The sequence below is a fragment of the Tabrizicola sp. genome (genome assembly GCF_041911175.1).
Taxonomy (GTDB): domain Bacteria; phylum Pseudomonadota; class Alphaproteobacteria; order Rhodobacterales; family Rhodobacteraceae; genus Tabrizicola.
Map to the genome: position 1 here is coordinate 13,890 of NZ_JAYRPN010000083.1, position 14,832 is coordinate 28,721.

Genomic DNA, 14,832 nt, shown 5'->3' on the forward strand with positions numbered 1-14,832 from the left:
TCGATGGGACACGCAGGTCAGCCCGACACTGTGACTGCACAACCTGCGCGGGCCGAATTCCGCGTGGTCGAGCTTATGAACCGCCTGCTCGACGTCACGTTCGAAACCATCGACAGCGAGATCGAGGCGGTGCTGGAAACGGTCGGCCAGACCTACGGCTTCGACCGGACCTTCCTTTTCCGCTACGCGCCGCAATCGGGGTACCGCAACACGCATGAATGGGTGGCGCCGGGCGTCGCGGCCCTGAAGCCCGCGATGCAGGCCGAAGCCCCGGTCATGCGACCAGCCTGGCACGAGGCTTTCATCGCCGGCCGCATCGTCGCCGTGCATGACCGCGATTCGTTGCCCCCCGGCTCGCCAGAGCGGCGTTTCCTGACCGAGATCGGGGTCCATTCCACGCTGATGGTGCCGCTTTGCGACGCCGACCGGCTGGTGGGCGTGATCGGCTTCGACTGTGGCCGCCGCGACCGGCACTGGGCGCAGGATGCCGTGTTCCTGCTGACCTCGATCGGGCGGGCGATTTCATCGGTCCTCATGCGGGTCGAGGCCGCCCGGGCCGAAGCCGCTTCGCGGAGCCACCTGCAGGCCACGCTCGACGCCCTGCCGGACCTGGTGATCGAACTTTCGCCCTCAGGCGCGATCATCGCCTGCCACTCCGACAAGCTGCCCTGGCTTTCCGGCCTTGTCCGTAGCGGGATCGGCCGCCCCGCCGGGGACATCCTGCCAAAGCCGCTTGCCGCCGTCCTGGCCGATCTGGTGGCCGCGCCCCCCTCGGGCCATGCAGCGCTGACCCGGCGGGTCGGGCTGCCGACCCTGGTCGCCCCGCAGCGCTACGAGGTTTCCGTCGCCCGGCTTGCCCCCGGCTGCGAAGGCCGGGACGCCAATCTCATCGCGGTGATCCGCGACATCGCCGCGTCCGACCGCTCCAGCGAGATGACCTCGTATCGCGAGGGCCAGTTCACCGCCTTCTTCGAGATGTGCCCGCATCCGATCCTGCTCGTCGATTTCGACACCGGCGAGATCATGGATGGCAACCGGGCATTCAAGGACCTGTTCGGCCTTGATCCCCAGGTCGGCGTCAACCTGACGGTCCAGCAGGTCCTGCCCACCGACGGCTCCTGGCTGATCGAGGGTGTCGTTGCCGCCCTGAACCAGGAACAGTCCTACGGGCCGGTCGAGGCGCAGTTCCGCGCCAGGGACGGCCGGGATTTCCCGGCCGTCGTCCGCTGTTTCATGAGCATCGACCCCAATGGCCGCCGCCTTGTCTGGTCGCTGATCGAGAACATTGCCGACATCCGCGCCAAGGAGGCCGCGCTCAAGGTCGAAAGCGATCGGCTGGAGGCGACCAAGGCCCGCTTCCTGGCCGCGATCGAGGCGCTGGACGACGGGTTCGCCGTCTTCGACGCCGAGGACCGGCTGGTTTTGTGGAACGCGCCCTACATCCGCGTCTTCGCCCAGATCGCCGACCAGATCCGCGAAGGCGCGCTCTACGACGACCTCTTGCGTGCCGCGATCGCGCAGGGCGTCTTCGGCGCGGAAGGCGAACGCGACGACGCGAACCTCCAGCGCCGCCTCGACCGTCCCCTGACCGAGGTCTGGGACAACGAGGACGCGCTGGCCGATGGTCGGCTGATCTGGGTCCGCGAACGCGCCACCCCCTCGCGCGAGACGGTGGGCCTTTACGAAGACGTCACTGCCCGCCGCCTTGCCGACCGGCGCCTGCAACAGGTGGTCGAGGGCGGCGAGATCGCCGTCTGGGACTGGGATTCCGAACATGGTTTCAGCACGATCAACGACTGCTGGGAAACCATGCTCGGCTTCGGGGTCTCGCCCCGGCTGGACGGGCTGATCGACCTTGTCCACCCCGAGGACCGCATGGCCGTCCTGGAAGCCCAGCTCAAGCTTTTCCTGCAGGGTGGCGAGGAATTCGGCCTGCGCTGCCGGATGCGCCACAAGTCGGGGAAATGGGTCTGGCTGATGACCCGCGGCCATGTCGCGCTTCGCTGGGCCGACGGCAGCCCGCGCCGCATCTCGGGGATCACGCTCGACGTGTCGGTCCAGGCCGAGGCCGAGGCGCGGCTGGGCCAGGTGATCGACGGCACCAAGGTCGGCACCTGGGAACATGACATGCTGACCGGGATCACCCTGGTCAGCGACCGCTGGGCCGAGATCCTGGGCTACCGCGCCGTCGAGCTGAGCCCGATGCCGCTTGACCGCTGGCTGGGCCTCCTGCACCCTGACGACGCGAAAGCCCTCATCGCCCACGAGCGGGAGGCCTTCGAATCCGGCCAGTGGCAGGTCGAGCAGGAAGTCCGCCTGCGTCACCGCGACGGGCACTGGGTCTGGGTGCTGACCCGGGCGCAGGTCGCTGCCTGGGACGAGGCGGGCCGCCCGGTCAAGACCAGCGGCATCAACCTCGACATCTCCGCCGCCAAGGCGCTTGAATCGGCGCTCGCCCGAGAACGCGACACCCTGGCCCGGGTGATGGAATCCTCGGTCTCGGGCATCGTCGTGGTCGACGAGCGCGGCGGCGTCGTCTTCGCGAATGCCGCCGCCGAACGGGTGCTTGGCCGCCACGTCGCGGCGGGCGACAGCCTGACCGCACTTCTCGGCGCCGCCGATGTCTCCGACCTTCAGGGCAACCGCGTCGCCGCCGAGGCCCTGCCGGTTGCCCGCGCCCTGGCCGGAGAGCCGGGCATGCACGCCCTGCGCCACGAAATCTACTGGCCGACCGGCGAACGCCGCGCCGTCGCCGTCACCTCTGCCCGGCTGTCCGCTCCTGGCATCGACCTTGCCGTCGTCTGCACCTTCACCGACATCACCGACGAGGTCCAGAACGAAGCCCGCCTGCGCATGGCGATGACTGCAGCCGAAACCGCCAACCGCGCCAAGTCGGATTTCCTCGCCGCGATGAGCCACGAGATCCGCACCCCCCTGAACGGGGTCCTCGGCATGGCAACCGTGCTGGCGCGACGTCTCTCCGATCCGGCCGAACAGGCGATGGTGCGCGTCATCCGCGACTCGGGTGAGCATCTCCTGAGCGTGATCAATGACATCCTCGATCTTGCCAAGATCGAGGCCGGTCGCATGGTCCTGGCCCCCGGCCCGATCCGCCTGCCCGAAATCCTGGCCCGAATCGCCTCGCTCCACCAGGTGGCGGCCAGCGACAAGGGGGTCCGTCTCATCACCCGCTGCCACGGCTGCGGCCCGAACGAGTTGCGGTATGGCGATGAGATGCGCCTGATCCAGATCCTGCACAACCTGGTCGGCAACGCGGTGAAGTTCACCGACCAGGGCAGCGTCGCTGTCGAAATCGACTGTACCGCCCTCGACCGTATCCTGGTCACCGTGCGCGACACGGGCATCGGCATGTCCCCACCCGAAATCGCGCTGGCCTTCGAGGAGTTCACGCAAGGCATGGGCGGCTCGCGGCGCAGCCATGTCGGGACCGGGCTCGGCCTGCCGATCGTGCGTCGCCTGGCGCGGCTGATGCGGGGCGATGTCACGCTCACCTCGGTCCAAGGCGAGGGCGTCACCGCCAGGGCCGAGCTGATGATCCCGGTGCTGGCCCGCCGGTCCGTGGTCGAAGACGGCGCGGCCCCGGCCCGGCTGCCCGCGATGCGGGTTCTCGCTGCCGAGGACAACGCCACCAACCGCATCATCCTGCACAGCATGCTGCAGGCGCTTGGCGTGGAAACCGTGATCGTCGCCGACGGCGAGGCGGCGCTTGACCGCTACCGTTCCGAGCGGTTCGACGCGGTTCTGCTCGATATTGCCATGCCGGGGATGGATGGCGTGCAGACTCTGGAGGCGCTGTCGGGGCTTGCCGCGTCGCTGCACCGTCCGCCCCCGCGCGCCGTCGCCGTCACCGCCAACGTGATGACTCACCAGGTCGAGGAATACCTCGGCCGCGGCTTCACCGCGGTTGTCGCCAAGCCGATCCGCATGGAGATGCTGGGGCAGGCACTCTGGCAGTGTCTCGACCGCTCTGCACAGGCCTGACGCGCGCGTCGGCCGTGGCAGGGCCCCAGCCGAAAACGCCTTTGACAGGCCAGTGGCTTGCCCGCATTGTTGCGCGCGTGGCGGCAATCGTCGCCCGAAAGGGGGGAACATGGTCGAACGCCTGGATCCCACGGCGCGCGCGTTGGCGCTACCGATCTGGCAGGGCAAGGCCACGGCACGCCCGCTTGGCGGTGGCATCACCAATCTCAACGTGCTGGTGACCGACGAACGTCGCCGCGCCGTGGTGCGGATCGGCGACGACATTCCGGTGCATCAGATCATGCGGTTCAACGAACTCGCCGCCAGCCGCGCCGCCCATGCCGCAGGCGTGTCGCCCGGTGTCATCCACCACGAACCGGGCGCACTGGTGATCGACTTCGTCGAGGGCCGCACGATGACCGCCGCCGACCTGCGCGAGCAGGACATGCTGGAACAGGCGCTGGCGCTGGTGATGCATGCCCACCGGGACATCCCCCGCCACCTGCGCGGGCCCGCGCTGACCTTCTGGGTCTTCCAGGTGATCCGCGACTATGCCGCGACCCTGGAAGAGGGCAAGTCCCGCCACCGTCCGGGCCTGCAGGCCATCCTGGACGAAGCCGCGGGGCTGGAACGCGCGGTCGGACGGATCGAGATGGTCTTCGGCCACAACGACCTTCTCCCCGGCAACTTCCTGCACGACGGCACGCGGATGTGGCTGATCGACTGGGATTATGCCGGCTGGGGTTCGCCGCTCTTCGATCTCGGCGGGTTGGCCGCGAATGTCGGGCTCGATGCGGCGCAGGAGAGCTGGATGCTCGGCGCCTATTTCGGCACGGCCCCCGATGCCGCGCTCTGGAGCCGCTACCGCGCGATGAAGGCGGCGGCGGCCCTGCGTGAGGCGATGTGGTCGATGGTGCAGGAAATCCATTCCCAGCTCGACTTCGACTACAAGGCCTATACGGCGGAATACCTCGACACCTACCGCCGCGCGCTGGCCGTCAGCCTGGGTTAGCCACCGCGCGGGCCAGGGCGCAGAAGCCTTCCAGCCCGATCTCCTCGGCGCGCGCGGTGGGCGGGATGCCGACCGACTGCAGCACCGCCTCGATATCCGGGCGCAGGCCCTTGAGGCTCGCGCGCAGCATCTTGCGGCGCTGGTTGAAGGCCATCGCGGTGATGCGCTGCAAGGTCCTGAAGTCGCAAGGGTAGCGCGGAGCGGGAAGCGCGGTCAGCTGCACCACCGCCGAATGCACCTTGGGCGCCGGGGTGAAGGCCTCGGGCGGCAGGGTCATCACGATCTTCGCCTCGCAGCGATACTGCGCCAGAAGCGCAAGCCGACCGTAGTGTCCCGTCCGGGGCTTCGCGACGATCCGCTCGGCCACCTCCTTCTGGAACATCAGCGTCAGGCTGGACCAGAGCGGCGGCCAGGCTTCGGGCGTCAGCCAGCGGATCAAGAGCTCGGTCCCGACGTTGTAGGGCAGGTTCGCCACGATCTTGAAGGGCGCCGCCAGATGCGCGGCCAGGTCCAGCTCCAGCGCGTCGCCGTGCAGAACCTCCAGCCGCCCCGGACAGGCCGCCGCGATCTCGGCCAAAGCGGGCAGGGCGCGCGCGTCCTTCTCCACCGCCACCACCCGCCGCGCGCCTTCGGCCAAGAGCCCCCGCGTCAGGCCGCCCGGCCCCGGCCCCACCTCCAGCACATCGCAGCCGGACAGATCCCCCGCCGCCCGCGCGATCTTGGCGGTCAGGTTCAGGTCCAGCAGGAAGTTCTGCCCCAGCTGCTTTTTCGCCACCAGCTCATGCGCCCGGATCACCTCGCGCAGTGGCGGCAGCCCGTCTATCGTGCCCATGCGATCCTTTCCCGAAAAATTTTCGCGAAAATTTTTCTACTTCCACCCGCGCGCCGCCACCATCTCGCGCGCCATCCGCAGCGCCGCGATCAGGCTCGACGGGTCCGCCACGCCCTTGCCTGCGATGTCATAGGCCGTGCCGTGATCGGGCGAGGTCCGCACGAAGGGCAGGCCCAAGGTCACGTTCACCCCGCCCGCAAAGTCGATGGTCTTGATCGGGATCAGCGCCTGGTCGTGATAGGCACAGACCGCCACGTCATAGCCCGCCCGCGCGCCCGCATGGAACATCGTATCCGCAGGCCAGGGGCCGGTCACCGCCAGCCCTTCCGCCTTCAGCCGAGCGAGAAGCGGCTTCATCATCCGTTCCTCCTCCCAGCCCATCGCCCCGCCTTCGCCCGCATGCGGGTTCAGCCCCGCCACTGCAATCCGGGGCGCGGCAATGCCGAAATCCCGGATCAGCCCGGCGCGGGTGATGCGGATCGTCGCTTCCAAAAGCGCCTCGGTCAGCGTCCCCGGCACCTCGGCCAGCGCAATATGGATCGTCGCCGGGACCACCCGCAGGCCGGGGCAGGCGAGCATCATCACCACCCGCCCGACCCCCGCCAGATGCGCCAGGAACTCGGTATGGCCGGGAAAGGCGAAACCCGCCCCGTCCTTCAGCGCCTTCTTGTTGATCGGCGCCGTGCAGACCGCGCTGGCCTTGCCTGATTGGACCAGCCGCACCGCGCGGGTGATCGCCGCGACCACGCCCGCCGCATTGGCCGCAACAGGCTGTCCGGGCGGGGCAGGGGCAGCGAAGTCCTGCCGCAGCACCGCCAGCGCCCCGTCGCCCGGACCTTCGCCCTCGGCCACCTCGCGCCAGACAGCACCGACCGGCAGATGCCGCGGATCGCCGACCCAGACGAAACGCTCGCCCGCCGCCCAGGCCTTGGCCGCGATCTCGGGGCCGATGCCGGCCGGGTCGCCGCAGGTCAGAAGGACAGGCGCGCTCACGGCTCGCGGATGATCGCGGCGGACCGCAGTTCTTCCATATAGCCCTCGGCCATGCCTTCAAGCTTCTGGTTGATCACCTGCTCGCGCACCTGGTCGCGGGTCGGCATCGGCTCCAGCACCGGCGAGCGCCCGCAGAGCATCAGCATCCGCCGGTAGCCGCCCCGGGTCAGCGCGACCGAAATCTCGTTCGGGTCCAGTTTCGCCAGTTCCAGCGCCACGTCGCCGGGCACTTCTGCCATCCCGGCGGTGTGGTGTGTCATCCGATCCTCGGGCAGACCCTTGGCCTCGCCCATCAGCAAGGAGCAATCGTCGGCCCTGGCGCGCAGCCGGGCAATTTCCGCCGCATCGTCGGGAACCAGGAATTCCACCCAGTCGACCGAAACCGAGATCGGCTCGGCGGTCTTGTCCGTGGCCACGTCACGCAGCAGGAACAGCACCACCGCGCCCGGAACGGAAACCGGATCCGACACCTCGCCGGGGTCAAGCGCCAGCACCTTCTGGCCGATGGCCGGAGGCAGGTTCGCCAGCGGCAGCCAGTCGAGCCGCCCCCCAGCACCCGCCGTCGAGGAGGCCGAATACTTGCGCGCCGCCGCCGCAAAGGCGCCTTCGCCGGACAGCGTTTCGGACAGGTCCTGCGCCTTTGCCATCGCGGCCTCTTCCTGGCCTTCGGGCGCCGGGATCACCAACTCGCTCACCAGCACCTGCAGCGCCCTGGGCCGCGTCGCCGCTTCCAGCGCCTTGTCGATGTCGGCCTCGCTGATCGGCACCTGGCCCAGGAACCTGGCCCGCACCACCTGGCGCCACAGCACCCCCGCCGCGACGAAATCGCGGAAGGTTTCCGGCGCGATCCCGGCCTTGCCCAGCTCGGCCGTGAACTCTTCGGGGGTCAGGTTCGCCCGGCTGGCGAATTCGGTCAGGCCTGCCGTCAGGTCCTTCTCGACCAGCTTGATCCCCAGCCGCTCGGCCTCGGTCTGGCGCAGGCGATCCTCGATCAGCGCCTTCAGCGCCTCTTCCTTGGGGTTGCCGGGCGCGCGCAGCACCTTCAGGAACAGCGCCCGCTGGTCGACCTCGTAGTTGGTGATCGCCCGGTCGTTGACATAGACCCGTGGCGCGAACATGTCCTGCGCCAACACCGGCGCCGCCAGCGCCAAGCTGACCAGAACCGCCGCCGCCTGCCGTTTCAGAACCGAAAATCGCATCGTTTCCGCCGCTCTTCCTCAACCCGCGGGTCTTTGCCCGCCGTTTCCGTCGCCGTCCCTACTGTCGGCAGGCCCGCGCCGGACCTGCCGTCGCACCGCCACCGAAGCCCACCAGATCCAGCGACAGGCCGAAATCCGTCGTCGGGCTCACACTAGTGGATGACGTGAAGCGACGCGAGAGGGAAACATCAAACCGCACGCATTCGTTCAGGAACTCCAGACCCAGGCCCGCAACCGTGCCCTGGTCGGCGACAAAGTCGTAGCGGCCCGCGAAAGTGGCCGTCCAGTTCGGGTTAAGCTTGCGCCGGGCATCGACCGACAATTCCTGCGTCGGCAGGGGCCGGTTCTCCAGCGGGTCGGCCACCGCCCAGATCAGCGAGGTCGCGACCGAGGTCTTCGGCCCGTTCACGGTCACCCGCGCCTCGCCCTTGGTCAGGCTGAAATCGTCATCCATCACCAGCCGCGCCGTAAGCGCCAGCCCGTCCGCCAGGGTGAAATTCGCTGCCGCCAGCCAGTCGGACTGCGCCCCCGCCAGGCCCGAGCCCGGGCCGAACTGGCCAAGGTCCGCCTCACGGAAGACGCGGCCCACCGTCACCCCCATCGACCAGCCCTGCGGGTCGAACCGGGTCCAGCTGATGCCGATATTCGCACGCGGGCCACGTTCCACCGCATCCGAGCCGGGGAACCGGTCAAGAGCAAACAGGTTGCCCTCGTCGAACTCGACCAGCGCGGAATCCTCGTTCGGCAGGCTTTCCGCGTCCGAGGAGGAATACAGAAGCTGCACCACCGGCTCGATCACCTGGCTGCCGCCTCCGGCCTCAGCCTTCACCCAGGGCCAGCGCAGTTCCACTCCCGCACTGCCGTGGGTGCGCATCGTAGCTCCGGCATAGGTCGCATCGTCGCTGATCGAATAGGCATCCGCCGTCATCTCGCCCAGCACCGTGCCCTCGATGCCAAGCGGCAGGATGAAGCTTCGCCGCCAGTCGATCCGCGCCGAGATCCGGCCGAGGTCGCGGCCATCCGCGATGCCGTCGCCGTCGCCGTCCAGCGGGCTGATGGACGAGCGATAGTGGTTGTGGGTCTGCAACCGCAGCCCGCCCTCGCCACCCAGCGGGCCCAGCGAAAACCGGCGGTGGAAGGTCAGGTCGGCGACCACCGTGGGGATGGTCGTGTTGTCCTCGTCATCGCGCAGCGTCTGGAAGCTGATGATCCGGGCCGAGATATGTTCGTTCCGGCGGGTCCGGGTGATCTCGATCCGGCTGTCCAGCCGGTCCTCGTTGCCGATGCCGTAGTCCAGCATGTAGGCCGGGTCGGTCACCGTCTGGCCGTCGAAGGTCAGCCGGAACCGTTCGGGCAACGAGAAGCCGCCCTTCAGCCGCAGATAGCCCCGGGTCTTGCCCGCGATCAGGTCGTCGCGGCTGACCGAGCCGGTCAGTTCGATATCGCCGGTCGCAAAGGCCTGCCGGTAGCGCAACTCCACCGTGCGCGAGCCCTTCGTGGTCAGGTAGGGTGTCAGCGTCAGGTCGGCCGATTGGCCCAGCACGAAGAAATACGGCACCTTGATCCCGGTCCCGAGGTCCGAAGTCGTGCGGATCGACGGCATCAGGAAGCCCGAGGCGCGTTTCAGGGTCGGGTCCGGCATCCTGAGACGCGGGATATACAGGACCGGCACGCCTGCCAGCCGGAATTGCGCCCGGTCGAAGTAGATCTGGCGCCCGATCTCGTCATGCACCACCCGCCGCGCGCGGATTTCCCACAGGGGCGTCGGGTCGCCCTTGCACACCTTGCAGGACGAGGCGGTGACGGATTCCAGCTCGGTAAAGCGCCCCGAGACGCGACGCATCTGGGCCGCGGCCAGTTGCAGCTGCTGGTTCAGCACCAGCCGCGCGCTGGTCAGGATGCCTTCCGACATATCCGCCGCAAGGTCGGCCTGGCTGGCCAGGATCAGCGTGTTGCCGGATTCCTCGGTCAGCACGATGGGGCCGGTGATCTCCAGCCGGTTGGTCGCCTGGTCGAAGACGATGCGGCTTGCCGTCAGGCGGCGGCCCTTGAAGAACACCTCGACATGGCCGTCGGCGATCAGCCGCGTGTCGCCGGTGATCTCCAGGCTGTCCGAGACCAGCGTCGCCCGGTCCTGCGCAAGGGCGGGCAGGGCGAGGGCAACGAGGACCGCGAAAAACGCCAGAAGGCGGGCCATCTCAGCCATCCTCCAGATGCAGGAGGAGGCCCAGCGAAAGCATCACCGCCGCCACGGGCGGGCTCCAGGCGGCCAGCAGAACCGGAATCTGCCCGCTGTCGCCAAGGGCCTGCGCGAAATTGCGCAGGAAGAAGAAGCCGAACCCCGCGAGCAGGGCAAACAGCACCATCTTCCCCGTGCCCCCGAACCGGACATGCCTCATCGTGAACCCCGCCGCCACCAGCACCATCGCCGCCATCAGCATCGGCAGGGCCAGTTCCATCTGATACCACAGCTTGTAGGACTGCGCCGAGAAGCCTGCGCGTTCAAGGTCGGCGATATAGCCCGGCAGGTTCCAGAAGGCGATGGCCGAGGGCGTGCCGAAACTGTCGCGGATGCGCTCCGGCGTCAGGTCCGAGGGCAGGGCCACCGGCCCGGCCTCCCGCAGCGAGGTCTGTTCCGGGTTGGCCGCCGTCAGGTCCCAGGTCTTCGTCCCGGTCAGCTGCCAGGCCCCCTCGACCAGTTTCGCCGTCTCGGCCTCGATCCGCCGCGTCGGCTGGCCCGCCTGGTCGAAGCCCAGGAAGGTCACCCCGAAAAGCTCGGTCCCGTCCAGGTTCGACCGCGCCGCCTGGATCACCGTCTGCCCCTCGCCCGACCCCTGCCGCAGCCAGAGCCCGGTATCGGCCACCGACAGCACCGACCGCCCGCCCTGCGTCAGTTCCGACCGCATGTCCTCATAGGCTTTCGACGTCGCCGCGACCAAGGGGTTGAACAGCGCCACCGCCAAGAGCCCCAGCGCCACCGATACCAGCAAGGGCGTCAGCAGGAACCGCAGCCCCGACCGCCCCGCCGCGCGGACCACCACCAGCTCCGACGACCGCGCCAGCCCGAGGAAATTCGCGATCGCCCCCATCACGATGATCAGCGGCAGGATGCGGTACATCGTCTCCGGCACGCTCAACAGCGCCAGGTGCGCGGCGCCGGTCAGCCCGATCCCGGCATCGGAGAACCGGCGCAGCTCCTCGATCATGTCGATCAGCAGAAGGATCGCGAGGAAGGCCAGGAACACCTTGCCCACGCTGCCGAGGAACCGCCGCGCGATGTAGAGGCTCAGCGTCATGCCAGCGCACTCCGCCGCCGCCGGGGCCGTTGCGCCTGCAACAGCAGGCCCACTGCCACCACGACCCCCAGCACCGGCCCCAGGTAGACCGCAGGCCAGGCCGCCTCGGACAGGGCCGCCACGCTACCCCCCCAGATCCAGGCCATCTGCATCCCGATCAGGAACCCCACCGCCAGCCCCATCTGCCGCCAGAGCCCGAAGCGCGAGAAACTGCCCAGCATCAGCGCCGCAAAGCCCAGCAGCGGCGCCGCGACCGACATCAGCGGACCGGCAAGTCGCGTGTGCCCTTCTTCGAGGAACTGCGCCCGCGTCGCCCCCGTCGCCGCCAGCGCCTCGGGCGGGGCCTCCAGCAGCACCCGCGTCGGCAGCGCGCTCAGCGCGATCCGCCCGGTCTCGCTCCCCTGCACCAGCCCGGCCAGGTCCAGCGTGAAATCGGAAAACCGCGTCACCGACATCCGCCCGTCCGCCCGGTTCAGCGTCTGGGTCGATCCGTCGACCATGACAAGCTTCGGCGCCACCTCGCCCCGCACCGGAAAGGCCTTGCGCGCGGAATGGATCGCCCGGCTTCCCGCCGCGCGTTCATCCGACAGGAACAGGTCCAGAAGCTCGCCCGTGGGCGTGATCTCGCGGATGTAAAGCGTGATCCCCTTCGAGGGATGCATGAACTGCCCCGCGTTCAGGAACCGCGCCGTGATGTTCTCGGATATTTCGGCCGACCGCTCGCTCAGCATCCGCTGGCTGGCCGGGACCAGCACGTTCGACAGCACCGCATGCATGACCAGCACGCAAAGCCCGAAGTAGACCACCGGCCGCGCCAACCGGAACATGGAGAACCCGGTGGCCTGCATCACCACCAGCTCGCTTTCCTGCATCAGCCGGTTGGTCACATAGGCCGTCGCCGCGAAGGCCGCGATCGGCAGTACCAGTCGGATCGCGTTCGGCAGGGTCAGAAGCGAAAACTCCAGGAAAACCAGCGCCGATTGCCCGTCGCCGATCAACTGGTCGAACAGGCCGACCGCCCGGTTGACCCAGTAGACGGCCACCAGCACCAGCGCGAAGAAGCCGAACAGCGCGAGCAGTTGCGACAAGAGATATCTGTCGAATCTAGACACGCCCGACCCGGTCCCTACAACATCTAGGCCCGACCCTAGCGGAATTCACCGGCGGCGAAAACTGCTATCTGGCCAAGCGCCGGGCAGGGTTGTAGCGTCCCGGCAATCTGCCGCCCAAGGCGTGAAAACCCGACCAGAGAGACAAGCAATGCCCAAGCCCCTGCCGATCCAGTTCCAGGCCACCGATCTTGAAAGCCTTGCCACCGCGAAGGGCCGCATCGCCGTCCTGGCCGATGCAGAGCAGCCCACCAGCCCCGGATTCCGGCGGCTTGACCGGCTGACCAGGGGCGCGCTGGCGCGGGCGGCAGGGTCCGAGACCTTCGGCAAGCTGAAACCCGGCGAGGCGATGGATCTGGCCTACCCGCCCGGGCTTGCCGCCGATGCGGTGCAACTGATCCGCCTGCCGAAGAAGGCCGACCAGGCGCAAGCCCGCAAGGCCGGGGCCGCCATCGGGCGCATGCATGGGGCAGGGGGCTCGCTGGTGCTGGCGGAAGGCCACGCGCGGGCCGCCGACATCGCCTTCGGCCTGGCGATGCGCGCCTATGACTTCGACACCCACAAGACCGGAGAGAAAACCACCCCCGGCCCCGTCACCCTGATGACCACCAGCCCCGAAGCCGTGGCGAAGGCCGCCGCCTCGGGTGCCGCCGTTGCCGAGGGTGTGTTCTTCACCCGCGACCTGGTGAACGAACCCGCCAACGTGCTGACCACCCACGACTTCGCGGCCCGCCTTGCTGCGATGCACGAGCTGGGCCTCGACGTGGAAATCCTGGAAGAGGAAGACCTCACCAGGCTTGGCATGGGTGCGCTCCTCGGCGTGGGGCAGGGGTCGGAAAGCCCCTCCAAGGTCGTGGTCATGCAATGGCACGGCGGCAAGAAGGGCGAGGCCCCCTTCGCGCTGATCGGCAAGGGCGTCGTCTTCGACACCGGCGGCATCTCGATCAAGCCCGCCGCGGGCATGGAAGAGATGACGATGGACATGGGCGGCGCGGGCACTGTCGCGGGCGTGATGCGGACGCTGGCCTTGCGGAAGGCAAAGGCAAACGTCGTGGGCCTCGTCGGGATCGTGGAGAACATGCCCGACGGCCGCGCGCAGCGCCCCGGCGATGTGGTCAAGTCGATGAAGGGCGACACGATCGAGGTGATCAACACCGATGCCGAAGGCCGCCTCGTCCTCGCCGACGTGCTCTGGTATGCGCAGGAACGCTTCAAGCCGACCGGCATGATCAACCTCGCGACGCTCACCGGCGCGATCATCATCGCGCTCGGGCATGAGAATACCGGGGTCTTCTCCAACAACGACGCCCTCTGCAACGCGTTCCTGGCGGCGGCAAAGGCGGAAGGTGAAGGCGCCTGGCGGATGCCGATGGGCGATGCCTATGACGCCAAGCTCAAATCCCGCATCGCCGACATGATGAACGTCGGCGGTCGCGACGGCGGCGCGATCACCGCCGCGCAGTTCCTGCAGCGCTTCGTCAAGCCTGATGTGCCCTGGTGCCACCTCGACATCGCCGGGACCGCGCTTCTGAAGGCCGACACCACGCTGGCGCCGAAAGGTGCGACCGGCTGGGGCGTCATGGCGCTCGACCGGCTGATCCGCGACCGGTTCGAGACGTGAGGCTCCTCGCTCGCGTTCCGCGTCGCTCCTCGCGGGGCGGCGCGATGCGAAGAGCGGTCGAAGACAAGCGATGAGCAGGCCGCAATGGGCACGGTGATGTTCTTCCACCTGATGCAATCGGCCCCCGCCGATACGCTGGCGGTCAACGCTGCCCGCGCCTTGGGGCAGGGCTGGCGGGTGATGGTGCGCGGCACCGACCCCGCCGCGCTTGACCAGCTTGACGCCGCGCTCTGGCTGAAGGGCGGCGACGACAGTTTCCTGCCGCACGGGCTGGAAGGTGGCCCGCAGGATGCCGACCAGCCGGTGCTTCTGGGTCTCGGCGCGCCGGTCAACGACGCGCAGGTGCTGGCGCTGGTCGACGGCGCCGGGGCAACAGATGCCGAGATCGCGGCGATGGAACGGGTCTGGGTGCTGTTCGACGGCAACGACACCGCCCGCCTGCAGGCCGCCCGGCAGCAATGGAAGGCAATGACGGCCGCCGGTCACGCCGCGCAATACTGGTCCGAGGAAACGGGCCGATGGGAGAAGAAGGCCGAAAGCCCGGCGCGCTGAGAGCCGGGGCAAACCTTACCACCACATTAACACGAAAATCCAAGTCATTGATTCTATAGAAGACGCCGCGCATGTCCACTGTGGACACTATTGCCGCAGGATCAGCTTTCCGCCGTCGAATTCCATCCTGAACTGCCGCAGGTAGTCCATACCCAGCAACGACTGGTCCAGCTCGCCCTCGGTCACGAAGGCCCCGAAATTCTCGGCGCGGAACGGCCCCAACTCGACCAGTTTCAA

General features: G+C 68.4%; 10 protein-coding genes. 4 read left to right on the forward strand and 6 right to left on the reverse strand.

Translation table 11 applies throughout. The features are described 5' to 3' along the window. The first annotated feature begins 3 nt into the window (after positions 1 to 3). Both ACE3P6_RS11755 and ACE3P6_RS11760 read left to right on the forward strand, forming a co-directional pair. On the forward strand, positions 4 to 4,002 hold the full coding sequence (locus ACE3P6_RS11755; RefSeq protein WP_374395142.1) for a PAS domain-containing protein: 3,999 nt from the start codon (positions 4 to 6) through the stop codon (positions 4,000 to 4,002). A 109-nt stretch (positions 4,003 to 4,111) separates the two neighbouring features. After that, positions 4,112 to 4,993: a phosphotransferase gene (locus ACE3P6_RS11760; RefSeq protein WP_374395145.1), complete on the forward strand. Its 882-nt coding sequence runs from the start codon at positions 4,112 to 4,114 to the stop codon at positions 4,991 to 4,993. Here ACE3P6_RS11760 and rsmA read toward each other — a convergent pair. The 6 genes from rsmA to lptF are packed head-to-tail and all read right to left on the reverse strand — an operon-like array spanning position 4,980 to position 12,425. Continuing rightward, positions 4,980 to 5,825: a 16S rRNA (adenine(1518)-N(6)/adenine(1519)-N(6))-dimethyltransferase RsmA gene (gene rsmA / locus ACE3P6_RS11765; RefSeq protein ID WP_374395147.1), complete on the reverse strand. Its 846-nt coding sequence runs from the start codon at positions 5,823 to 5,825 to the stop codon at positions 4,980 to 4,982. The genes ACE3P6_RS11760 and rsmA overlap by 14 nt on opposite strands. Before the next feature lie 36 nt (positions 5,826 to 5,861). Further along, positions 5,862 to 6,818, reverse strand: a complete 957-nt coding sequence (pdxA, locus tag ACE3P6_RS11770; RefSeq protein ID WP_374395149.1) for a 4-hydroxythreonine-4-phosphate dehydrogenase PdxA — start codon at positions 6,816 to 6,818, stop codon at positions 5,862 to 5,864. Further along, a complete protein-coding gene (locus ACE3P6_RS11775) occupies positions 6,815 to 8,017 on the reverse strand; it encodes a peptidylprolyl isomerase (protein ID WP_374395152.1) in 1,203 nt (400 codons plus the stop codon). Before ACE3P6_RS11775 ends, pdxA begins: the two co-directional genes overlap by 4 nt. A gap of 58 nt (positions 8,018 to 8,075) precedes the next feature. Beyond that, entirely contained in the window at positions 8,076 to 10,214 is a 2,139-nt protein-coding gene (locus ACE3P6_RS11780) for an LPS-assembly protein LptD (RefSeq protein ID WP_374395155.1), read from the reverse strand. Position 10,215: 1 nt separating this feature from the next. Next, the gene (gene lptG / locus ACE3P6_RS11785; protein ID WP_374395158.1) at positions 10,216 to 11,313 is read right to left on the reverse strand and encodes an LPS export ABC transporter permease LptG; all 1,098 of its coding nucleotides are present in this window, start codon (positions 11,311 to 11,313) and stop codon (positions 10,216 to 10,218) included. Beyond that, the gene (gene lptF / locus ACE3P6_RS11790; RefSeq protein ID WP_374395160.1) at positions 11,310 to 12,425 is read right to left on the reverse strand and encodes an LPS export ABC transporter permease LptF; all 1,116 of its coding nucleotides are present in this window, start codon (positions 12,423 to 12,425) and stop codon (positions 11,310 to 11,312) included. The genes lptG and lptF overlap by 4 nt, the downstream gene beginning before the upstream one ends. A 148-nt stretch (positions 12,426 to 12,573) precedes the next feature. Here lptF and ACE3P6_RS11795 point away from each other — a divergent pair, with 148 nt between their 5' ends. Together ACE3P6_RS11795 and ACE3P6_RS11800 are read left to right on the forward strand one after the other, a co-directional pair. After that, positions 12,574 to 14,043, forward strand: a complete 1,470-nt coding sequence (locus ACE3P6_RS11795) for a leucyl aminopeptidase (protein ID WP_374395163.1) — start codon at positions 12,574 to 12,576, stop codon at positions 14,041 to 14,043. An 84-nt stretch (positions 14,044 to 14,127) separates the two neighbouring features. Continuing rightward, positions 14,128 to 14,595 (forward strand): DNA polymerase III subunit chi, encoded by a 468-nt coding sequence (locus ACE3P6_RS11800; protein WP_374395166.1) that lies wholly within the window; start codon positions 14,128 to 14,130, stop codon positions 14,593 to 14,595. The last annotated feature ends 237 nt before the right edge of the window (positions 14,596 to 14,832 follow it).

Bases quoted from the DNA above. Each gene is read 5' to 3' on its own strand.
- ACE3P6_RS11755 (WP_374395142.1), top strand. From the start codon at position 4: ATGGGACACGCAGGTCAGCCCGACACTGTGACTGCACAACCTGCGCGG.
- ACE3P6_RS11760 (WP_374395145.1), top strand. From the start codon at position 4,112: ATGGTCGAACGCCTGGATCCCACGGCGCGCGCGTTGGCGCTACCGATC.
- rsmA (WP_374395147.1), bottom strand. From the start codon at position 5,825: ATGGGCACGATAGACGGGCTGCCGCCACTGCGCGAGGTGATCCGGGCG.
- ACE3P6_RS11775 (WP_374395152.1), bottom strand. From the start codon at position 8,017: ATGCGATTTTCGGTTCTGAAACGGCAGGCGGCGGCGGTTCTGGTCAGC.
- ACE3P6_RS11780 (WP_374395155.1), bottom strand. From the start codon at position 10,214: ATGGCCCGCCTTCTGGCGTTTTTCGCGGTCCTCGTTGCCCTCGCCCTG.
- lptG (WP_374395158.1), bottom strand. From the start codon at position 11,313: ATGACGCTGAGCCTCTACATCGCGCGGCGGTTCCTCGGCAGCGTGGGC.
- ACE3P6_RS11795 (WP_374395163.1), top strand. From the start codon at position 12,574: ATGCCCAAGCCCCTGCCGATCCAGTTCCAGGCCACCGATCTTGAAAGC.
- ACE3P6_RS11800 (WP_374395166.1), top strand. From the start codon at position 14,128: ATGGGCACGGTGATGTTCTTCCACCTGATGCAATCGGCCCCCGCCGAT.